21 protein-coding genes are annotated in these 20,588 nt (G+C 71.4%); 8 read left to right on the forward strand and 13 right to left on the reverse strand.

Translation table 11 applies throughout. The annotated features are described in order from the left end of the window. Positions 1 to 20 precede the first annotated feature (20 nt). A complete protein-coding gene (locus HOQ23_RS01875; RefSeq protein ID WP_172211290.1) occupies positions 21 to 1,382 on the reverse strand; it encodes an RIP metalloprotease in 1,362 nt (453 codons plus the stop codon). After that, positions 1,379 to 2,482, reverse strand: a complete 1,104-nt coding sequence (dxr, locus tag HOQ23_RS01880) for a 1-deoxy-D-xylulose-5-phosphate reductoisomerase (protein WP_172211292.1) — start codon at positions 2,480 to 2,482, stop codon at positions 1,379 to 1,381. Before dxr ends, HOQ23_RS01875 begins: the two co-directional genes overlap by 4 nt. A 95-nt stretch (positions 2,483 to 2,577) precedes the next feature. On the opposite strand from dxr, the gene HOQ23_RS21415 reads away from it, so the two are divergent. The 4 genes from HOQ23_RS21415 to HOQ23_RS01900 all read left to right on the forward strand — a co-directional run bounded on the left by HOQ23_RS21415 (position 2,578) and on the right by HOQ23_RS01900 (position 5,928). Beyond that, positions 2,578 to 4,374: an amidohydrolase family protein gene (locus HOQ23_RS21415; RefSeq protein ID WP_172211294.1), complete on the forward strand. Its 1,797-nt coding sequence runs from the start codon at positions 2,578 to 2,580 to the stop codon at positions 4,372 to 4,374. Next, a complete protein-coding gene (locus HOQ23_RS21420; protein WP_216653444.1) occupies positions 4,371 to 4,823 on the forward strand; it encodes a nuclear transport factor 2 family protein in 453 nt (150 codons plus the stop codon). Before HOQ23_RS21415 ends, HOQ23_RS21420 begins: the two co-directional genes overlap by 4 nt. 209 nt (positions 4,824 to 5,032) lie before the next feature. Next, a complete protein-coding gene (locus tag HOQ23_RS01895; protein WP_172211296.1) occupies positions 5,033 to 5,362 on the forward strand; it encodes a PadR family transcriptional regulator in 330 nt (109 codons plus the stop codon). Further along, positions 5,359 to 5,928 (forward strand): PspC domain-containing protein, encoded by a 570-nt coding sequence (locus tag HOQ23_RS01900; protein WP_172211298.1) that lies wholly within the window; start codon positions 5,359 to 5,361, stop codon positions 5,926 to 5,928. The genes HOQ23_RS01895 and HOQ23_RS01900 overlap by 4 nt, the downstream gene beginning before the upstream one ends. A gap of 303 nt (positions 5,929 to 6,231) precedes the next feature. Here HOQ23_RS01900 and HOQ23_RS01905 read toward each other — a convergent pair whose 3' ends face one another. The 3 genes from HOQ23_RS01905 to HOQ23_RS01915 form a co-directional block, all read right to left on the reverse strand. Then, complete coding sequence (locus tag HOQ23_RS01905) at positions 6,232 to 6,942, reverse strand: DUF2511 domain-containing protein (RefSeq protein WP_172211300.1); 711 nt, start codon at positions 6,940 to 6,942, stop codon at positions 6,232 to 6,234. Between the two features lie 804 nt (positions 6,943 to 7,746). Then, complete coding sequence (locus HOQ23_RS01910; RefSeq protein WP_172211302.1) at positions 7,747 to 8,205, reverse strand: hypothetical protein; 459 nt, start codon at positions 8,203 to 8,205, stop codon at positions 7,747 to 7,749. Between the two features lie 390 nt (positions 8,206 to 8,595). Next, positions 8,596 to 9,849 carry an HNH endonuclease signature motif containing protein gene (locus tag HOQ23_RS01915; protein ID WP_172211304.1) on the reverse strand — a complete coding sequence of 418 codons (1,254 nt, stop codon included), beginning with the start codon at positions 9,847 to 9,849 and terminating at the stop codon, positions 8,596 to 8,598. 153 nt (positions 9,850 to 10,002) lie between these two features. Here HOQ23_RS01915 and HOQ23_RS01920 point away from each other — a divergent pair, with 153 nt between their 5' ends. Beyond that, entirely contained in the window at positions 10,003 to 10,557 is a 555-nt protein-coding gene (locus tag HOQ23_RS01920; RefSeq protein ID WP_172211306.1) for a hypothetical protein, read from the forward strand. A gap of 7 nt (positions 10,558 to 10,564) precedes the next feature. Here the strand turns inward: HOQ23_RS01920 and recQ are convergent, their stop codons facing one another. Both recQ and HOQ23_RS01930 read right to left on the reverse strand, forming a co-directional pair. Then, positions 10,565 to 12,388 (reverse strand): DNA helicase RecQ, encoded by a 1,824-nt coding sequence (recQ, locus tag HOQ23_RS01925; RefSeq protein WP_172211308.1) that lies wholly within the window; start codon positions 12,386 to 12,388, stop codon positions 10,565 to 10,567. Positions 12,389 to 12,469: 81 nt separating this feature from the next. Next, positions 12,470 to 13,894: a M1 family metallopeptidase gene (locus HOQ23_RS01930; protein WP_172211310.1), complete on the reverse strand. Its 1,425-nt coding sequence runs from the start codon at positions 13,892 to 13,894 to the stop codon at positions 12,470 to 12,472. 99 nt (positions 13,895 to 13,993) lie between these two features. Between HOQ23_RS01930 and HOQ23_RS01935 the strand changes: the two genes are divergently transcribed. The 3 genes from HOQ23_RS01935 (at position 13,994) to HOQ23_RS01945 (ending at position 16,163) form a co-directional block, all read left to right on the forward strand. Continuing rightward, positions 13,994 to 14,689: a rhodanese-like domain-containing protein gene (locus HOQ23_RS01935; RefSeq protein ID WP_172211312.1), complete on the forward strand. Its 696-nt coding sequence runs from the start codon at positions 13,994 to 13,996 to the stop codon at positions 14,687 to 14,689. Between the two features lie 168 nt (positions 14,690 to 14,857). Further along, positions 14,858 to 15,028, forward strand: a complete 171-nt coding sequence (locus tag HOQ23_RS01940) for a hypothetical protein (RefSeq protein WP_172210675.1) — start codon at positions 14,858 to 14,860, stop codon at positions 15,026 to 15,028. Between the two features lie 10 nt (positions 15,029 to 15,038). Next, a complete protein-coding gene (locus HOQ23_RS01945; protein WP_172211314.1) occupies positions 15,039 to 16,163 on the forward strand; it encodes a Rossmann fold nucleotide-binding protein in 1,125 nt (374 codons plus the stop codon). A gap of 28 nt (positions 16,164 to 16,191) precedes the next feature. Here HOQ23_RS01945 and rlmN read toward each other — a convergent pair whose 3' ends face one another. The 6 genes from rlmN to pyrH form a co-directional block, all read right to left on the reverse strand. Then, entirely contained in the window at positions 16,192 to 17,343 is a 1,152-nt protein-coding gene (rlmN, locus tag HOQ23_RS01950) for a 23S rRNA (adenine(2503)-C(2))-methyltransferase RlmN (RefSeq protein ID WP_172211316.1), read from the reverse strand. An 81-nt stretch (positions 17,344 to 17,424) separates the two neighbouring features. Further along, positions 17,425 to 17,793 carry a hypothetical protein gene (locus tag HOQ23_RS01955; protein WP_172211318.1) on the reverse strand — a complete coding sequence of 123 codons (369 nt, stop codon included), beginning with the start codon at positions 17,791 to 17,793 and terminating at the stop codon, positions 17,425 to 17,427. After that, positions 17,790 to 18,314, reverse strand: a complete 525-nt coding sequence (locus tag HOQ23_RS01960) for a histidine phosphatase family protein (RefSeq protein WP_172211320.1) — start codon at positions 18,312 to 18,314, stop codon at positions 17,790 to 17,792. The genes HOQ23_RS01955 and HOQ23_RS01960 overlap by 4 nt, the downstream gene beginning before the upstream one ends. A 7-nt stretch (positions 18,315 to 18,321) precedes the next feature. Beyond that, on the reverse strand, positions 18,322 to 19,185 hold the full coding sequence (locus HOQ23_RS01965; RefSeq protein WP_172211322.1) for a phosphatidate cytidylyltransferase: 864 nt from the start codon (positions 19,183 to 19,185) through the stop codon (positions 18,322 to 18,324). A 25-nt stretch (positions 19,186 to 19,210) separates the two neighbouring features. Then, on the reverse strand, positions 19,211 to 19,765 hold the full coding sequence (gene frr, locus HOQ23_RS01970; RefSeq protein WP_367650342.1) for a ribosome recycling factor: 555 nt from the start codon (positions 19,763 to 19,765) through the stop codon (positions 19,211 to 19,213). A gap of 61 nt (positions 19,766 to 19,826) precedes the next feature. Next, the gene (gene pyrH, locus HOQ23_RS01975; protein WP_367650325.1) at positions 19,827 to 20,540 is read right to left on the reverse strand and encodes a UMP kinase; all 714 of its coding nucleotides are present in this window, start codon (positions 20,538 to 20,540) and stop codon (positions 19,827 to 19,829) included. Positions 20,541 to 20,588: the final 48 nt, after the last annotated feature.

A 20,588-nucleotide genomic window follows, 5' to 3' on the forward strand; every position in this document is an offset into this window, starting at 1 on the left:
GTACCGGCGGGTGCCTGGCCTCAGGCGCCCAGGCGCAGGGGTACGACGAGGTCACCGATGATCAGCACCACACCCATGACGAGCATCGCCAGCCCCACGACGTACGCGACCGGCAGCAGGCGCGCCGCGTCGACGTACCCGGGGTCGGGCCGGCGGCGCAGCCGGGCGAGGCCGCGACGCACCCACTCGTAGAGCGCGCTGGCGATGTGGCCGCCGTCCAGGGGCAGCAGCGGCACGAAGTTGAACATGCCGATGAAGAAGTTGAAGCCCGCGATCAGGCTGAGCACGAACATCGTCTTCTCGAGGACCGGGAACTCCTCGTGCGAGACCGTCTCGCCGGCCAGCCGGCCGCCGCCCACGATGCTCACCGGGCTGTCGGCGGCGCGCTCCTCGAGGCCGAGGATGGCCTGGCCGACGTCCCAGACCTTGACCGGCAGGGTCGCCAGCGCCTCGACCGTGCGCACGGTCATGTCGCCCATCTGGTCCAGCGTGTAGAGCGGGCCGCCCTTGGTGACCTGCACGTGCGAGGTCGGGGTGACGCCGAGGAAGCCGACCTCGCGGACGGTCTCGCCGGTGTCGTCGACCGGGCGCGCCTCGACGGTGGTGCTGGTGGTGCCGCTCAGCTCCTGGCCGTCGCGCAGGTAGGTGATGCGCGCCTGGCCGTCGTCGTTGTCGCGGATCAGCTCGCGCAGCTGCGACCAGTCGGTGACCGGGGTGCCGTTGAAGGAGACGATCTCGTCGCCGGGGCGCAGGCCCGCCTCGTAGGCCGGGCTGGGCGGGTCGCCGGCCTCGCAGGTGGTGCGCAGGTCGGCGTACGGGATGACGCACTGGGAGACGGTCTCCAGCACCGGGCGGCCCTCGTCGGGCACGACCTCGCGGGTGCCGTAGGTGGCGAAGATGGTCCAGAAGAGGAAGAACGCGATCAGGATGTTGACCGTCGGCCCGCCGGCCATCACGACGATCTTCTTCCACGACGGCAGCTGGTAGAACAGCCGGTCGCGGTCCTCGGGGCCGACCAGCTCCCACTCGGCCGCGCGGGCGTCGGAGATCAGCTGGGTGAACATGCCGGTGTTGGACTTGCGCACGACCGTGACCTGCTGGCCGTGCTCGTCGAGGTGCTGGGACTCGGCGAGCTCGGAGGCGCCCGGCGGCAGCATCCCGACGATCTTGACGTAGCCGCCGAGCGGGATCGCCTTGACGCCGTACTCGGTCTCACCGACCTGCTTGCTCCAGACCGTGGGCCCGAAGCCGATGAAGTACTGCGTGACCTTCGCACCGAAGCGCTTGGCCGGGATCATGTGGCCCAGCTCGTGCAGGCCGATCGAGGCCAGGATCGCGACGACGAAGATGAGCACGCCGGCGATGTAGAGCAGAACGGTCATGCGGGTCCCTCGGCAATGGTGCGGGTGGCTTCTGCGCGCGCCCAGGAGTCGGCGGCGAGCACGTCGTCGACGGTGAGCGACATCGTCGAGCGTACGTCGTGCGCACCCAGGACGGCCTCGATCGTGGGCACGATGTCGACGAAGCGCATCCGGCCCGCGTGGAAGGCCTCGACGCACACCTCGTTGGCGGCGTTGTAGACCGCCGGCGCGGTGGCCCCGCGCTGCCCCGCCTCCCGCGCCAGGCGTACGGCGGGGAACGCCACGTCGTCGAGCGGCTCGAAGCGCCAGTCGGCGGCCTTGGTCCAGTCCACCGCGGCCTCGGCGTCGGGGACCCGGTCGGGCCAGGCCATGCCCATCGCGATCGGGACCATCATCGTGGGCAGCCCGATCTGGGCGACCACGGCGCCGTCGACGAACTCGACCATGGAGTGGATCAGCTGCTGGGGGTGGACCACGACGTCGATGCGGTCGAAGGGCACGTCGAAGAGCAGGTGGGCCTCGATGACCTCCAGGCCCTTGTTGACCAGGGTCGCGGAGTTGGTGGTGACCACCGTGCCCATCGCGAAGTTGGGGTGGGCCAGCGCCTGGGCGGGGGTCACCTCGAGCAGCTGCTCGCGGGTGCGGCCGCGGAACGGTCCCCCGCTGGCGGTCAGCACCAGGCGGCGCACCTCCTCGGCGCGGCCGGCGCGCAGGCTCTGCGCGATCGCGCTGTGCTCGCTGTCGACGGGGACGATCTGCCCGGGCTTGGCGCGCTCGCGCACCAGCGGGCCGCCGATGATCAGCGACTCCTTGTTGGCCAGCGCGAGGGTGTTGCCGGCGTCGAGCGCGGCCAGCGTGGGACGCAGGCCGACCGCGCCGGTGATGCCGTTGAGCACCACGTCGCACGCCATGCCGGCGGCCTCGACCGAGGCCTGCTCCCCCAGGCCCGAGAGCGCCGGCGCGAACTCTGCCACCTGGGCCTCGAACAGCTGGGGGTTGGACCCTCCGGCGGTCAGGGCGACCACCCGGAACCGGTCGGGGTTGGCGCGCACCAGCTCCAGCGCCTGGGTGCCGATGGAACCGGTCGAACCGAGGATCACGACGTCTCTCACGCGGGCCATGGTCGCAGCCGTCGCTGAGGACGCGCTGAGGGGGCGCTGAGCCGCCGTCGCGCACGAACGCTTGACGTGTGTCAGGAAGCGGGTTCGAATGCGGTGTGACGTATGACACCATCATCCGCGGCGCCCGCTGGTTCGACGGGACGGGCGGCCCCTCGGCCGTACGCCACCTCGGCATCACCGACGGCCGCGTCGCCACCTTGTCCGCCGACCCGCTCGACGAGACGGGCTGTCCAGACGTCGTCGACGCCGCCGGGAAGTGGGTGGTCCCGGGCATGCTCGACATCCACACCCACTACGACGTCGAGGTGCTCGAGGAGCCCGACCTGCGCGAGTCGCTGCGCCACGGGGTGACCACGATCCTGATCGGCTCGTGCTCGCTGTCCACGGTGCACGTGGGGCCGGTCGACGCGGGCGACCTGTTCGGCCGGGTGGAGGCGATCCCGCGCCAGCACGTCATCGACAACCTCGAGCGCCGCCAGACGTGGAGCTCGGCGCAGGAGTACGTCGCGGGCCTGGAGTCGCTGCCGCTGGGGCCCAACCTCGCCGCGTTCCTCGGGCACTCCGACATCCGCACCGCGGCGATGGGGCTGGACCGCGCGACCCGCGACGACGTACGACCGACGCGCGCCGAGCAGGCCTGGATGGAGGCGCGGCTGACCGAGGCGCTCGACGCCGGGTTCGTCGGCATGTCGGCCCAGCAGCTGCTCTTCGACAAGCTCGACGGCGACCTGTGCCGCTCGCGCACCCTGCCCTCGACGTATGCGAAGTGGCGCGAGATGCGCGGGCTGCGCTCGATCCTGCGCCGCCGCGAGCGGGTGCTGCAGGCCGGACCCGACGCCTCGCACCCGCACACGATCGTGACCCAGGCGCTCGGCTCGATCGGGCTGCGCGGCAAGCCGCTGCGCACCAGCCTGCTCTCCGCCGCCGACATCAAGGCGATCCCGTTCATCATCCACCTGATGCGCCTGCTCGCGGGGACCGTGAACCGACTCGGGGCGGACTTCCGCTGGCAGCACCTGCCGGTGCCGTTCGAGGTCTACGCCGACGGCATCGACCTGGTGATCTTCGAGGAGTTCGGCTCCGGCGCGGCCGCCCTGCACCTGCAGGAGAAGCTGGCCCGCGACGAGCTCATGCGCGACCCGGCGTACCGGGCTCGCTTCCGCAAGGACTACGAGTCCAAGTACGGCCCCCGCGTCTGGCACCGCGACTTCTTCGACGCCGAGATCGTCGCGTGCCCCGACGCCTCCGTGGTCGGCAAGTCCTTCGGCGAGGTCGGGGTGGAGCGCGGCGGGCAGCACCCGGTCGACGCGTTCCTCGACCTGGTGCTCGAGCACGGCACCGCGGTGCGCTGGCGCACCACGATCTCCAACCACCGCCCCGATGTGCTGCGCAAGCTGGCGCAGACCCCGAGCGTGCAGATGGGGTTCTCCGACGCCGGTGCGCACCTGCGCAACATGGCCTTCTACAACTTCGGGCTGCGCCTGCTCAAGCACGCCCGCGACGCCGAGCAGGCGGGCCGCCCGTTCCTGTCGATGGAGCAGGTGGTGCACCGGCTGACCGGCGAGCTCGCCGACTGGTACGCCCTCGACGCCGGCCACCTGCGCGAGGGCGACCGCGCCGACCTGGTGCTCATCGACCCGACCCGCCTCGACGACTCCCTCGAGGAGTACGCCGAGGAGCCTGTCGAGCAGTACGGCGGCCTCTCCCGGATGGTCAACCGCAACGACGCCACGGTCCCGCTGGTGATGGTCGGCGGCCGCGTGGTGTGGCGCGACGGTGCTCCCGGCGAGCCGCTGCGCCGCGAGCGCACCGGCCGCTTCCTGCGCGCTGGCGAGGAGTCACGCGAGCCCCTCGCCGCGACCCGTCGTACCGCCGCGGACGTCGCGTCGTGACCCGCACGCCCGAGGAGGCCGTGCGCGGCCTGTGGCGCACGCTGTCGGCGCGCGACTACGACGGCCTCGCCGAGTGGGTCACCGAGGACTGCGTCTACATGGACATGCCCCTCGGCCCGACGCTGTCGGCCCGCGGCCCGGACGACATCGCCAAGCGGTTGAAGGTCGGCTGGGGCGAGCTCGCGGCCTATGAGAACCACGACGGACTCCTCGTCGCCGACGCGGATGGCAACGTGATGTACGAGCACTCCGAGACCTGGACCTTCGCCACCGGCGAGGTCCTCACCCTCCCCTTCGCCACCGTCCACCGCGTCCGCGACGGCCGCGTGTGCCTGTGGAAGGACTACTGGGACTACGCCGCGATCATGAACCACGCCCCCGCGTCGTGGGTCGAGTCACTCGCTTCCGCTGATACGAGTTGGGTGTACGACGCGTCAGCGGTGGTCTGACCCCGCGTGATGGGCACTTCTCAGTGATCCTTCGCCCGCGTGCCATATCGGAATGGTCGGGCGGATGAGTGTCTTTCCGCCCAGAAGGACGCGGCTACCCCGGTCGCCGCCGAGCGGTGTCAAACCTTGCACCGAAGGCACCCTGCGGGCCACTCAAGGGTGCGGGTTGTTGGTTGCTGATCAGTACTTGTGACTGCTAAGGTACTTGCATGAGCGAGAATCCGCGGATGGCGGCTTTACGCAGGGGGATGCTGGAGCCACTGGTGCTGACAGCGCTGGACCGTCGGCAGCGCTACCCGGCAGAAATTGTCGCGGCGCTGCGGGACGCGGGCTTCCCTGCGCAGGAAGGCACCCTCTACCCGCTGCTGACCAAGCTTGGTCGCGAGGGGGCGGTAACGCACGAATGGCGGGAATCCTCATCAGGGCCGCCACGGAAGTATCTCAGCCTGACCCCGGCAGGAGAGCGGCAGCTATCCGAGTTTAGGGCGTACTGGAGAGACCTGACGGACACGATTGAACAGATTGGACGACACTCATGAGCACACAACACATGCGACTGGCTGGACATGCACGCGTGTTCGTACTCACCGACGACGCGCACGCGGAACTCCTGGACTACCTGGATCGGGCACGCACCGCGCTCTGCGCAGAGCCCGAATCCGACGAGACCCTCCGTGACCTCGAAGCCTCAATCGGCGACCACCTCGAACCGTTCTACGCCACCCCGGACACTGCGGTGGACGAGGACCAAATGCTGACGATTCTCGATCAAGCCGGGGCGATTACGCCCGACCCGGCTAGCCATCCACAACCATCCCCGCAGCGTGGCCCGTTCTGGGCTCGGATCACGGAAGGCAAATGGCTCGGCGGGGCTTGCCTGGGCATCGCCGCGCGCGGCGGCTTCGACGCCGCATGGGTGCGAGGAATCTCGGTGGGCGCCGCGTTCCTCGTCGCGGGAGTCCTGGCCCCGCTCGGAGAAGGCATTCCGATGCTGCTCTTCATCGCCGCGACAGTGCTCGGATACCTCGTGCTCCTGCTCGCGCTGCCCCCGATCAAGTCGGTGAGGGAGTACCAACGCATCAGCGGCACAGCAGTACGGGGTTAGCGTCACCACGCCCCCCGGTCATGAGCCGCCGTCCCTACTCGCATTCCGGATGGCAGTCCCCTGCGCTGCCCGTGGTCTATAGCTGCGTCTTCCCGCCGCCAAGCGTCTGCACCGACGAGAGTCATCTAGGCGCAGATGTAGTCCCTTCAGGACGCGACTGGCAGGCTCCCCGCATGGACGGCCACCTAGAGGCCGCGACTGGCGTCGGTGCCGGCCACCACTTTGACACTGCCGCGTCGATATAGGTCCTGGCATGTAGCCACGGACGAGTGAGCCACCCGAGCCCGCCGCGGTGCCGGAGGCTCAGCTGCAGAGCGCCAGGCCGGCATTGATGACCGGGCTGATGTCGATCTTCAAGCCATTGACGTCCGGGTCATCTGCCCATATGGGCCCGATGCCGGGGAGGTCAGTGTGATCCTGCGCGGTCCCATTGACGGCGTATGCGTTGCCGTCAGGGTCCTCCATGGTGACGATCAAGAGCCCGCGACCCATTACCGTCTTGCTCTCGCACGACAAGACCGCGTAGTCGACCTTCAGCGGCCACTCAGCACCGTAGTCAGTCCTGACCAGAAGGCCCGGGTCGCCTTCTACCTCGGCGGGAACGTCAACCGGCACCGGCTCGACCTCCGGCTCAGGAGCGAAGTCCTTGCACTTGCCGTCCTGCGGCTCGCCGAGTTCCTCTCCGGGGAAGGCGACCACGACGTAGCCCGCGCTGCCGCCATCCCCGTCCAAGCCGCCCGTAGGCCCGTACGTGCGGTCCACGCAGACGGTCTCCGCATCCATGACGGTGCCGTTGGCGGTCACGCCCTCCCAGATAGGTGCGTCGCCCAGCTCCCCGATCACCAGGTGCTCGGCGCGGGACACCATCTCGGCCTCCGCCGCGGCAGGGTCCTGGGTGTCGGTCTCCGCGGCTTCGGTCGACCCGGCCGTGCCCGAGCCCCGCTCGTCTCCGCACGAAGTAAGGCACGCCGAAAGCGCGAGCGCGGCCGTGACGACGGCGAATCGGGGCGTCATGCCGGCACCGTACGACGCGTTCATGCCTGGCGGACGCGAATGCGCCAGAGACTGCTACATCGATCGGCGACAGGAACATTGAGGTGCATCATCCCGCCGCCTACGCCGGCCGTCGGTGAGTTCAACACGGAGCCCGTACGGTCTGGCCCGTGGCCGCGACGATCGGTCTGAATCTGTCGTCCGGCCGACCATCACCCCTCGGCATTCTGCTCTGTGAGGCGCGGGAACCGTGAGACGCTCGGAGCATGACCGAGTACGCCGAGAAGGCTGCCGAGGGGGCCGAACTCAATCAGCGAGACGTCAAAGCAGCCAGTCGCGCGTTCCATGATGCCTGTCTGAAAGCAGCAGCTACACAGGATTCGAAGACCACGATCTACGAGCTGGTCCGACTGGAGATGCTCCGCCGTGGGCTCACCGAAGACGGGGCGAAAAGTAACGCGTCGAAGTTCGCCAAGGTGTCCATCTGGGTGCGAGGAGGTGGTCAATGGCCTCAAGACCGCGGCCTCTCTTACGTTTACAATCTGGCTCGGCGACCTGCTGTAGCGAAGAGTGGCGAAACTATCGTTTGCCCAAGCTGTTCCCACGAGTGGGTCCGATAGCGCGCATAAGCGGTGATTGGTTTGGCGCCCCGACCGCTCGCCAAGGAGAAACCGCCAGCTGTCGTCAGCCGCGTCATTCGCCGTGTAGCGCCCGCCAACTGATGCGTCGATCCGCCGCGATCCGGACACACGGATCTGCCGATGAGCGAGCGTGCGTAGGAGGCCGGCGCTTCGAAACTTCCGCACCTGCCGCTGCGAACATGCACTATTCGGTGACGGTGATCTGCTCCCCGGCATTGAACATCGCGACTTCCTCATACTTGTTCGTCGGGCAGTCCGCCAGCGGCTCGGCGAATTCGGCTGCAAGGTCGCCTAAGTAGTGGTAGCCGCCACCACCGCTAACTCGACCGCCCGAGGCGACCACTTCGCCGTCGGACAACCGGACTACTTGGGCTTCCGCATCCCACGTGGTTCCGTATGGCCAGACAACCGGGAGATCGCCCACCAACAGGCACCCGCCGGACATTGCCAGTGAACCCTCGATCAGTGCGCCGTCGCCAGAACCGTCTCCCTCAGCACGGTGCGCGACGACTGGACCGTTCCCGCTCGAACTGGGGTCGGCATCGGCGCTGTCATCTTCGCCGCAGGCGACGACAAGCGCCAGGAGCAGAAGATTCGCAGCGGCCAGTCGCGGGTGCCTCACAGGCATGGGACGTTCGAGCACGCCTCACGGTTGCACAGAAGGTCCGCTTCTGCCGCGATGAGCGCACGGCCCGGTGCGTCATGCCACCGCGAGTCGGGCGCACCGATCTGGCTCCCCTCTGTGTCAAGGGAGTCTGCAGAACGAGTTTCGGGGTTCGTCCGGACATAGACGTCCGGACGAAGCCCTGGAGCCTGGCCCGACTCGAACGGTGCTGCCATCCCTAGGGGCAGTGACGCGCGGTACCAGCGCCGCGCGTTGGGCAGGCCGGCGACCGAGGCTACGGAAGGCGCATGCAGCCTGCACCCGGATTGACCGGACGCAGCCGGATTGCCGGGTCACGACGCGGCTGGTAGCGGGGTCGCAGGCTGCTGTTCGACCGGTCCGCGAAGTGGCTGGGACGGCCCCGCCGATCTACGTCCGCCGATGGAACCTGACTCCCCCGTCGGCCAGCCGATCGGTGGCGAACCTCGGGTCGTGAGCCCGGTGGTGATGGTGGGGGCAGAGGAGGAGCCCGTCGGCGAGGTCGGTGCGGCCGCCCGCTGCCCAGGGGGAGCCGGCGTGATGGGCTTCGCACCAGGGTGCCGGGATGTGGCAGCCCTCGGCGCGGCACTCGCCGTCGCGGAGGGCGAGGGCGCGGCGCTGGGCGCGGGTGAAGAGGCGCTGGGAGCGGCCGAGGTCGAGGACCTCGCCCTTCCCGCCGAGCACCGCGGGGACGATCTGGGCGGTGCAGGCGAGGCGGCGGGCCTCCTCGGCGGTGATGCGGTCGTGGGAGTCGCCCGGGGCGGGGTTGCCCAACGTCGCGCTGGCCAGGTCGGCGCGCAGCGAGGCCAGCGACATGGTCACCATCAGCGTGGTGGCGTCGCCGCCGTGGATCGGGAGGCGGGTCGGGTCGAGGGTCTCCAGGAGCTGGCAGAACGCCTGGGCGGCGCGACGGCCGTACGGGGTGCGCGGCTCGCGCGGCGCCTCCGGGGACGGGGAGGCGGCGTCCTCGCGGCGGGGGTTGGTGAACGCGTGGAGGTAGGTCGCGAGCCGGGCGGCGTAGACGTCGGGGATCAACCCGCTGATGCGAGTCGTGCCGTCGCCGAGGGCGCGGAGCCGCAGGCGCATGCGCCGACGGGCGGACGCCTCGAGGTCGGCCAGCCGGCGGGCCTCGGCGGCCTCGGCGATCTCCGGCGCGATCACGTCGAGGATCCGGCGGCCCAGGCGGCTCAGCTCGGTGGGGTCGAAGCGGTCGGCGTACTCCACCAGCACGGCCTCGGCCTGGTCGACCACCTCCACGGACACCTCGCGCGGCAGGTTGTCCAGGGCGGCGGCGATGACGTGCGCCTGGTCGAGGTTGGCCCGCCCGTCGCGCAACGCACCCGCCAGCACCGGCCGCTCCGCGAGCGCCAGGGCGAGGCGGAGCTCGGCGGCACAGTCGCCGCGGCGCCGATGCGTGGCGACCGCGGCCCACGCACCCGCGTCCCGGGCGCCCGACTCGTCGGCGACGTCACCGGCATCCGCGGTGACCCGCAGCCGCAGCTCCGCCACCCGCGCCTCCACCGCGGCGAGCTCCACCAGCGCGGCCGCCTTGTCGGGGGTGGTCATGAAGGCCGGGTTGATGTCGGCGACGGACTTCAGCACACCCTCGAGCTCGCGGGCGGCGAGGCGGATCGGGTGAGCCATGCGAGCCTCCGAGAGCTGCGGGATGACTCCTTCAGTCTAGTCGAACATGCGTTCGAGATCGAGCGGTTTACCCCATCTGTGCACTGCCGAATGTGGTTGCCGCTCTGGGCCGGAAGTGCGCCCGTTCCACCGTGGCTGCCCCAGACTGGGCGCATGTCGAAGGTCAGAGCGGCAACGACAGCGGACCCGGCCCGATGGCTGCGTCGCTCCGATGTCGATTGGTGGGACCTCGTTCGCTACGGCCCACCCGGCTTCGACGTCTACGTGCGGATCGCCTTCGATCACGACACCGACTGGGACGGCGAGGATCCAACCCTCCGCACAGCACTCGCGACCTTGGCAGATCACACGGCGACGCCCCAGCGCGGATACGCCGCGATCTGGGAGGGCTGGACGAGTCGGGGGCCGATCCCCGAGGCCCCGCGCGTGGCGATTCCGAACCGAGAGATGCTGCTCTTCACCGGCCCCGTCAGCGACCTCAGGGACGCGCCGGCGCTGGCGTGGTACGGCACCGCGCAGGGCCACTATCAAGAACCTCACCTCGTCTGGCCCGCCGACCAGGCATGGTGCCTGGCCTGCGAGGTCGACGAGGAGATCGAGTTCACCGTGGGTTGCTCGATCGAGGCGTCCCGCGCCTTGGCAAGCGCGCTACCCGGAGCAGTCCGAGAGGTGCGCTACGGCGAGGACGTACCGCTGTACCGCGACTAGGCCAGGCCTAACCCGCAGTGACGCCGAGCAGCGCCTCGCCGTACTTCTCGAGCTTGGCGGCACCCAGCCCGGAGATCCCGGCGAGCTGCTCGCGGGCGGTGGGACGCATGGCCGCGATCTGGCGCAGCGTGGCGTCGTGGAACACGACGTACGCCGGGAGGCCGGCCTCCTTGGCGGTCGCGGCGCGCCAGGCGCGGAGCTGCTCGAAGAGCTGCTCCCCCGCCGCGTCGAGCGGTACGTCGTCGGGCTTGGCCTTCCGCGTCGACGACCGCGAGCGGCGGGTCGAGGACGGCGCGACCTCGTGGCGCAGGCGCACCTCGCGCTCGCCGCGCAGCACGGCGGAGGAGTCCTCGGTGAGCTCCAACGTCCCGTAGCCGTCGTCACCCACGGTCAGCAGCCGCTGCGCGAGGAGCTGTCGCACGACGCCGCGCCACTGCCGCTCGTCGAGCTCGGTGCCGATGCCGTAGACGCTCAGCGAGGTGTGGTCGAGGTTGACGATCCGCTCGTTGGCCTTGCCGAGCAGGATGTCGATGACGTGGCCGGCGCCGTAGCGCTGGCGGCGCTGGGCGAGGCGGACGATCGCGGAGAGGAACTTCTGGGCAGCGACGGTGCCGTCCCAGGTCTCCGGCGGCGCCGTGCACGTGTCGCAGTTGCCGCAGGCCGAGCCACCGGGCTGGCCGAAGTAGGCCAGCAGCTGCCCGCGACGGCACTCCACGGTCTCGCAGAGGGCGAGCATCGCGTCGAGGTTGGCCCCGAGGCGGCGCTTGTGGGCGGCGTCGCCGTCGGAGGTCTGCACCATCTTGCGCTGCTGCACGACGTCGGCGAGCCCGTAGGCCAGCCACGCCGTGGCCGGGTTGCCGTCGCGCCCCGCGCGGCCGGTCTCCTGGTAGTAGCCCTCGACCGACTTCGGCAGGTCGAGATGGGCGACGAACCGCACGTCGGGCTTGTCGATGCCCATGCCGAACGCGATGGTCGCGCACATGACCAGCCCGGGCTCGCGCAGGAAGCGGGACTGGTGCTCCGCGCGCTGCCGGGCGTCCATGCCGGCGTGGTAGGGCAGCGCCGGGATCCCGTTGCGGGAGAGGAACTGCGCGGCCTCCTCCACCGAGCGCCGCGACAGGCAGTAGACGATGCCCGAGTCGCCGGCGTGCTCGGTGCGCAGCAGCTCCAGCAGCTGCTGGCGCGGGTTGTCCTTGGCCACGATGCGGTACTCGATGTTGGGCCGGTCGAACGACGACACGAACACCCGCGCCCCGCCGAGGCCGAGGCGGGCCACGATGTCGGCGCGGGTCGCCTCGGTCGCCGTTGCGGTCAGCGCGATCCGGGGTACGCCGGGCCACCGCTCCCCCAGGATCGCGAGCGCCAGGTAGTCGGGCCGGAAGTCGTGGCCCCACGACGACACGCAGTGCGCCTCGTCGATCGCGAACAGCGAGATCGTGCCGCGCTCCAGCAGCGCCACGGTCGAGGGCACCGAGAGCCGCTCCGGGGCCAGGTAGAGCAGGTCGAGCTCACCCGCGACGTACGCCGCCTCGACCGAGCGGCGCTCCTCGGCCGACTGCGTGGAGTTGAGGAAAGACGCGCGGACGCCGAGCGCCTCCAGCGCGTCGACCTGGTCCTGCATCAGCGCGATCAGCGGGGAGATGACGATCCCCGTGCCGGGCCGTACCAGCGCCGGGATCTGGTAGCACAGCGACTTGCCGCCACCGGTGGGCATCAGCACCAGCGCGTCCCCGCCCGCGACGACGGTGTCGATGATCTGGGCCTGGTCTCCGCGGAAGGCGTCGTAGCCGAAGACCCGGGAGAGGACCTCGGCCGGCGTGTGCGTCGTCATCGGGGCCCATCGTGCCGTCTGGCGCCGACGGTGCGGCGAGGACCCTCCCGGACCAGTGACCTGGGGGACCTCGCGGAGTGCTCAGAAGCCGTTTGCGGCGGTGCGGGCCGGCGGGCGCGGAGCTCGCAGCCACGCCTCGAAGAAGCCGTCGAGGTCCTCGCCGCTGACCTGCTCGGCGAGCGCGACGAACTCCTCGGTGGTGCCGTGCCCCTGCGCGCGCTCCTGCACCCAGGTGCGCAGCAGGGCGCGGAAGTCCTGCTCGCCGATGCGGTGCCGCAGCGCCTGGAAGGCCATCCCCCCGCGCAGGTAGACGGGCGTGTCGAAGATCCGCTGCGGGCCGGGGTCGTCGACGCGCACCTGCCAGAAGCCCCGCTCGGGCGACCAGGCCTCGTGCTGCTCGACCAGCCAGTCCTGCCCCGAGGTGCCGCCGCGCTCCTCGGTCCACAGCACCTCCATGAAGGTCGCGGCGCCCTCGTTGAGCCAGATGTCGCGCCACCGCGCCAGGGCGACGGAGTCGCCGAACCACTGGTGGGCGATCTCGTGGACCACCGTCACCACCCGCTGCGACTGCAGCACCGGATAGGTCGGCCGGGTCTGGTTCTCCAGCGCGAAGCCGGGGCGCAGCGACGTCGTGAGCCCGCCGGTGCTCTCGAACGGGTAGTCCCCCAGCACCGACTCGGCCCACTGCGTGATCGTCGGGGTCCGCTTCATCAGCCTCATCGCGCGCCGCGCGACCGGACGGCGCAGCTCCTTCGACACCGCGACGTACCACGGCAGCCCGTCGTGTACGCCGCGCGCCACGGCGTAGCGCCCGGCGGCGAAGAACGCGAGGTACGGCGCCATCGGGTCCGTCGAGCGCCAGTGGGTGGTGGCCCGGCGCCCGACGACCCGGCGGTCCACGAGCGTGCCGTTGGAGACCACCTGCCGGTCGCGCGGCACCGTCACCCGGACGTCCATCGTCGCCTTGTCGAGCGGGTGGTCGTTGGCCGGGAACCACCACGGCGCCATGTGCGGCTGGTTCATGGTGACGACCTCCTGGCCGTCCGCGAGCCAGTTGCCCTCCCCGGCGTACGACAGGCGCGCCGGCCGGCCGGCATAGCGCACCTCGACGCTCACCACGCGACCCGCCGCGACCGGCTCGCGCGGGGTGATCCGCAGCTCGTGGTGCTGCGGCCGATCGAACTCGGCGGCCCGCCCGTCGATCCGCACCGAGCGGACCGGGAGCAGCAGGTCGAGGTGGAGGCTGCGCAGCGACCGGGTCGCCTCGAGGCGCACCTGGGTGCGCCCCCGGAGCCGGCCGGTGTCGAAGTCGTAGGCGACCCGCACGTCGTAGTGCTGGACGTCGTACCCGCCGTTGCCGTCGAGCGGGAAGTAGGGGTCGCCGATGCCGGCCGCACCTGCCACCGGGTCGGCCACCCGGGCCGCGGACGGAGCGGCCACCAGGACCGGGAGCAGCAGCAGCGGCGTGACGGCCGCGGCCAGGCGACGCGAGAGGGCGAGGTGCACCTGGCCAACCTACTCGCGCAGCCCCTTGGCCGGGACGCACGCGCCGTGTATAACTGAACTAAGTCACTGGACTTTGTCTGAGCGAGCGCGGGAGGGACCATGAGCCTCGACGACCGGCGCGACGCCACCCCTGCACCCCCGACCGCGGTCGCCCCGCGTCCGGCCCGCCAGGTCACCGCCGAGGAGGTCACCGACGCCGTGCTCTCCGGGTCCTGGGTGATCGACCTGCGCGAGCGGGCCCGGTTCGCCGACGCCCACGTCCCGGGCAGCGTGAACGTCGAGTGGTCCGAGCAGTTCGCGACGCACGTCGGGTGGCTGGTGCCGTGGCACGACGACATCGTGCTGCTCACCGACTCCCCCGCCCTGCTGGAGCCGGCGCTGCGCGCCCTGGCGCGCATCGGGGTCGACGGGGTCGGCACCCACGTGCTGCCGCCCGAGCCGCCGCCGGCGAGCTATCGCCGCGCCACCTGGGCCGACTACCTGGCCGCCCAGCACGGGGACCGGTCCGCCGAGCAGCACCAGCAGCCCGCCCGGCCCCGGGTGCTCCTCGACGTGCGGGAGGCCGCCGAGCACGAGCAGGCGCACCTGCCCGGCGCGGTGCACGTGCCGCTCCACGACGTCGAGCGGGTCGGCCCGCTGCTGCCGTCGGGCGAGCTCTGGGTGCACTGCCGCTCCGGGCACCTCGCCGGGATCGCGGCCAGCCTGCTCCAGCGCCTGGGCCGCGCGGTCGTGCACATCGACGACGGCTGGGACCGGGTCGCCGACCTCGCGGTGCCGCACGACTCCGCCGCCTGACCGGGCCGAGCCGCCTGCACGCCTGAGCCCGCCTGCCCGATAGCCCGTTGCCGCACCGGCTGCGGGCCGCCCATGCTTGCCCCGCGGGGCGCAGCGAGGCGCCCACCGTCGAGAGGAGCGTGACATGGCCACGACTGTCACCGGCACGCGCGCCGCCCGGACTGGGTGGTGACCAGCCAGGGCGTCGACCTGGTCGGCAACCTGCAGGGCCCGGACTTCCTGATGCGCGACTGTGCCAACATCTGCGCCTGGTTCACCGCCCGCGGCCTGCCCGTCGACGAGCACGCGCTCTTCGCCGAGCTGATGGCGCAGGCCCCCTGGGGCCACGGCGGGGCGTAGGTTCGCTGGCGTGGAGCAGCACCGCGGGCGCATCGTCGACGTCGACTCCCTCGCCGACCTCGACCGGCGCCTCGCGCTGGGCGCACGGTCGCTGTCGGGCTGGCGGGTACGCGGGGTCGACCTGCGTGACCGGTCCGCGGCGCTGCACGCGCGCGACCTCGGCGGGGCGACGTTCCTGGGCTGCGAGTGGGGGCCCGGGGAGGCCGAGCGGGCGCGCGCGGCGGGCGCGGTCGTGATGGCGGTGCCGGACGCCGCCGCCCTCGACTCCGTCCTGGGCCCGGTCCCGGCGGCGGCCCCCGACCCGGCCCGCACGGCGCTGTACACCGTGGAGGAGCTGTACGACGCCCCGACCTGGACCACGTCCTTCGACGGGCGCGCCTACGCCTGGTCCCAGCGGCCCTCGACGCCGGACTCCGCGCTGCGCCGGGCGCTGCACGACCACGCCATCGACCAGGCGCTCCAGGAGTGGGCCCGGCCGCGCCGCGTCGCCGGGGTCATGGGCGGGCACGCCGCCCGGCGCGGCGACCCGGTCTACCGCGGCGCCGCCCGGCTCGCGCAGGCCCTCGGCTCCACCCTCGCGGTGGCCACCGGCGGCGGCCCGGGCGCGATGGAGGCCGCCAACCTCGGCGCGTGGTACGCCGCGGCGACGCCGGGCGAGCTCGACGACGCGGTCGGGCGCCTGGCGCGGGTGCCGTCGTACCGGCCCTCGGTCGACGACTGGGTGGCGAGCGCCCGCGAGGTCCGTGCCGGGGTGGCGCCGGGCGCCGACTCGCTGTCCATCCCCACCTGGCACTACGGCCACGAGCCGCCGAACTTCTTCGCGACGGCGGTGGCGAAGTACTTCCGCAACGCCACCCGCGAGGCGACCCTGCTGGAGGTCTGCGACGCCGGGATCGTGTTCCTGCCGGGCGCGGGCGGCACGGTGCAGGAGATCTTCCAGGACGCGTGCGAGAACTACTACGCCGATGAGTCCTCGGTGGCGCCGATGGTGCTGGTCGGGCGGGAGTACTGGACCTCCACGCTGCCGGCCTGGCCCTTGCTGCGCGCCCTGGCCCGCGGTCGCGCGATGGAGGAGCACGTCCACCTCGCCGAGACCGACGAGGAGGCGGCCGCGATCGTGCGCGCCGGCGCCTGAGCGCCCGCGCGCACCGGTCGCGGGGCGCTCAGTCCTCGGTGGCGGCCAGCTGGCCGCAGGCGCCGTCGATCTCGCGGCCGCGGGTGTCGCGCACCGTCGTCGGGATCCCCTTGGCCTCCAGGCGGCGTACGAACTCGCGCTCGTCGGCCGGGTCCGAGGCGGTCCACTTCGAGCCCGGCGTCGGGTTCAGCGGGATCAGGTTGACGTGCACCCAGCCCCAGTCGCCGTAGGAGCGCAGCACGTCGCCGAGCAGGTCGGCACGGTGGCCCTGGTCGTTGATGCCGCGCATCATGGCGTACTCGATCGAGACCCGGCGCTTGGTCGTGCGCGCGTAGTTCCATGCCGCCTCGACCGTCTCGGCGACCGAGAAGCGGGTGTTGATCGGCACCAGCTCGTTGCGCAGCTCGTCGTCGGGCGCGTGCAGGCTCAGCGCGAGCGTGACCGGGATGCCCTCGTCGGCGAGCTGGTAGATGCGCGGCACGAGGCCGACCGTGGAGACGGTGATCCCGCGCGCCGACATGCCCAGGCCGTCGGGCGAGGGGTCGGTGAGGCGGCGGATGGTGCCGATCACGGCCTTGTAGTTCGCGAGCGGCTCCCCCATGCCCATGAAGACCACGTTGGAGACCCGGCCGGGGCCGCCCGGGACCTCGCCGCGGGCCAGGGCCCGGGCGCCCGCGACGACCTGCTCGACGATCTCGGCGGTCGACATGTTGCGCTGCAGGCCGCCCTGGCCGGTGGCGCAGAACGGGCAGGCCATGCCGCAGCCGGCCTGGCTGGAGACGCACATCGTGGCCCGGTCGGGGTAGCGCATCAGCACCGACTCCACCAAGGCGCCGTCGAAGAGCTTCCACAGCGTCTTGCGGGTGGTGCCCTTGTCGGCCTCGAGCGTGCGCAGCGGCGTCATCAGCTCGGGCAGCAGCGCCTGGACCAGGTCGGCGCGCTGGGCGGCCGGCAGGTCGGTCATCTGCTCCGGGTCGTCGACCAGGCGCGCGAAGTAGTGGGTGGAGAGCTGCTTGGCCCGGAACCCGGGCAGGCCGTGCTCCTCCAGGAGCGCCTTGCGGCCGGCGGGGTCGAGGTCGGCGAGGTGGCGGGGCGGCTTCTTGCGACCTCGCGGCTCCTCGAAGACCAGCGGGAGCGTCGTGGCTCCGGAGGGCGCGGTGGCAGGGGGCGTCTCAGACATCAGGCCACCGATTCTCCCACCGCGGTGGTGAGGGGCGAAAACCCCGCGCGGACCCGGCGCGCCGGAGCGCGACGCAGGTGCTCAGGCCTCGACGCGGTAGAGCACCCACAGCGCGATCGCGGCGGCGCCGAGGACCACCACCGCGGTGCTGACCAGGCCGAGCAGCATGTAGCGCCCGAAGCGGCGGGTGCGGGGCACGATCGCCAGGGTCACCGGGACCGCGAGCGCGATCAGCACCAGGGCGAACAGCTCCTCGGCGGTCTCCTGGTCGACCACCGCCCGCAGCAGGGCGGCGTACGTGCCGGGGACGACGACGATGAAGACCAGGCCGGTGAAGAAGCCCGCGAGCGAGACCAGGGTGGGGTGGTCGGCCTGGCGCCAGCGCCGCTCTTCCGCCGGGGCCGGGACCGATGGCTCCGGCTGCGCGGGTGCCTGCTCGTCGGTGCTCACTGCAGCGACAGTAGCGGCTCGGGCAGCTCGAGGACGTCGGGCATGCCGAGGCGGGCCCAGCGAGCCAGGTCGGGCTCGTTCCCGGTCAGCTCGGCGGCGAGCAGGGTCCAGGCGGTGGCGTGCCCGACGAGCACGACGTCCTCGTCGGGGTGCGCCTGCCGGACCGGTCCTACGGCGGCGAGCAGCCGCTCCCGGGTGGCCGCCAGCGGCTCCCAGCCGGGGTACGCCGCCTCGTCGGGCGCCGCGAACGCGCGGCGCACCGTCGCCTCGAGGTCCTCGACCCAGGCGGCACCGCGCTCCTGCTCGCGCAGCCCCTCCAGGATCCCCACGTCGCCCTCGGTGAGCAGCTGGCAGGTGGCGACCGCCTTCGGCTCCGGGGAGGTGAACCAGACGGCGTCCTGCGGCAGCCGCGCGCGCAGCGCCCAGACGTCGTCGAAGCCGGCCGGGTCGAGGTCCCAGGAGGAGGCCGGGGTGCCCGGGACGACCAGTGGTCGCCCGTGCCGGACCAGGAAGTAGGTCACGACGCGATCAGAAGACCGCGTAGTGCAGCAGCAGCCAGATCGGGGCGATCGTGGCGAGCAGGGAGTCCAGGCGGTCCATCAGCCCGCCGTGGCCCGGGATCACCTGGCTCATGTCCTTGATGCCGAGGTCGCGCTTGATCACCGACTCGCACAGGTCGCCGAGGGTGGCCATCACGACCGCGATCAGGCCGAGCGCGACGCCGACCCACCAGTCGCCGTCGAGGAAGTAGGTGACCAGCGCCCAGCCCGCCGCCACGGTGAACACGATCGAGCCCGCGAAGCCCTCCCAGGACTTCTTCGGGGAGATGACCGGGGCCATCGGGTGCTTGCCGAACAGCACGCCCGCGGCGTACCCGCCGGTGTCGGAGGCGATGGTGACGAGCACGAAGACCAGGATGCCCTTGACGCCGTCGTTGTCCAGGCCACCCCCGGAGGTCCCGCCCTCGGCCAGCATCAACGCCACGAAGGAGCCGAGGAAGGGCACGTAGACGACCGTGAAGACCGCGGCGGTGGCGTTCTTGACGTAGCCGTCGATGCCGCGGCGCAGCAGCCACAGCATGATCGCCAGCGCGGTCACCGCCGTGGCCGTGACCAGCGCCGGGGCGCCCCAGAAGTACGCCACCACCACCATCACGATGCCGCCGGCCATCATCGGCTGCTCGGGCAGGTCGATGTCCTTGGCGAGGAAGCCCTTGTGGAGCTCCCAGATCGCGACCACGACGGCGGCCGCCACGATCACCATGAAGGCGGTCTTCCAGACCATCAGGGACGCCACGACGGCGCCGAGCAGGACGAACGCGGAGCCGAAGGCTGCGCGCAGGTCGCGTCCGGCGCGGCCGTGGTCCTTGGGCTGCGCGGTGGTGGAGTGCATCTAGGTCAGACGAGTGTCGAGGTCATCAGACCTCGATCAGCTCGGCCTCCTTGTTCTTCAGCATCTCGTCGATGGTGTCGGTGTGCTTCTTGGTCATCGTGTCCAGGCGCTTCTCGGCACCGGTGACGTCGTCCTTGCCGACCTCGCCGTCCTTCTCGAGGCGCTCGAGCTGCTGCTTGGCCGTGCGGCGCAGGTTGCGCACGGCGACGCGGCCGTCCTCGGCCTTGCCGCGGGCGACCTTGATGTACTCCTTGCGCCGCTCCTCGGTGAGCTCGGGGAACACGCAGCGGATGACCTTGCCGTCGTCGGCGGGGTTGACGCCCAGGTCGGAGTCGCGGATCGCCTTCTCGATGTTCTTCATCGCGCCCTGGTCGAACGGCGCGACCAGGATCGTGCGCGCCTCGGGGGCGGTGAAGGACGCGAGCTGCTGGATCGGGGTCGGCGAGCCGTAGTAGTCGACCACGATCTTGCTGAACATGTTCGGGTGAGCACGCCCGGCGCGGATCGCGGCGAACTCCTCGCGGGTGGACTCCACCGACTTGCCCATCTTGGCGTCGGCCTCGTTGAGGATCTCGTTGATCACGGGTGCTCCTGTGTGTTCGCTGCTGCTCTGGAGTGGTGGTGCGACCGGTCGGGACGCGTCAGCCGCGGGTGACCGTCGTACCGATCTTCTCACCCGAGACCGCGCGGGCGATCGTGCCGGGCGTGGAGAGGTTGAAGAAGACCATGTCGACATCGTTGTCGCGCGCCAGGCTGACGGCCGTCGCGTCGGCGACCTTGAGGTCGCGCGCGATGAACTCGTCGTAGGTCAGCGCGTCGAACTTCACCGCGGAGGGGTTCGTCTTGGGGTCGGAGTCGTAGACGCCGTCCACGCCCTGCTTGCCCATGAGGATGACCTCGCAGCGGGTCTCGAGCGCGCGCTGGGCGGCGACGGTGTCGGTGGAGAAGAACGGCATGCCGGCGCCGGCGCCGAAGATCACGACGCGGCCCTTCTCGAGGTGGCGGATCGAGCGGCGCGGGATGTACGGCTCGGCGACCTGGCCCATCGTGATCGCGGTCTGCACCCGCGTCTCGACGCCGTGCTTCTCGATGAAGTCCTGGAGGGCCAGGCAGTTCATGACGGTGCCGAGCATGCCCATGTAGTCGGCACGGGCGCGCTCCATGCCCCGCTGCTGCAGCTCGGCGCCGCGGAAGAAGTTACCTCCGCCGACGACGATCGCCACCTCGGTGCCGGAGCGGGCGACGTCGGCGATCTCGGCGGCGATGCCGTTGATGACGTCGAGGTCGAGGCCGACCTGTCCGCCACCGAAGACCTCTCCGGAGAGCTTGAGGAGGACACGGCGGTAACCAGCCACGGGGGTTCCCTTCATCGCGGGTGTGCGGGAGATGCAAGAAGGCCGGTC

Source organism: Nocardioides sp. zg-DK7169 (genome assembly GCF_013155365.1).
Classification (GTDB): Bacteria; Actinomycetota; Actinomycetes; order Propionibacteriales; family Nocardioidaceae; genus Nocardioides.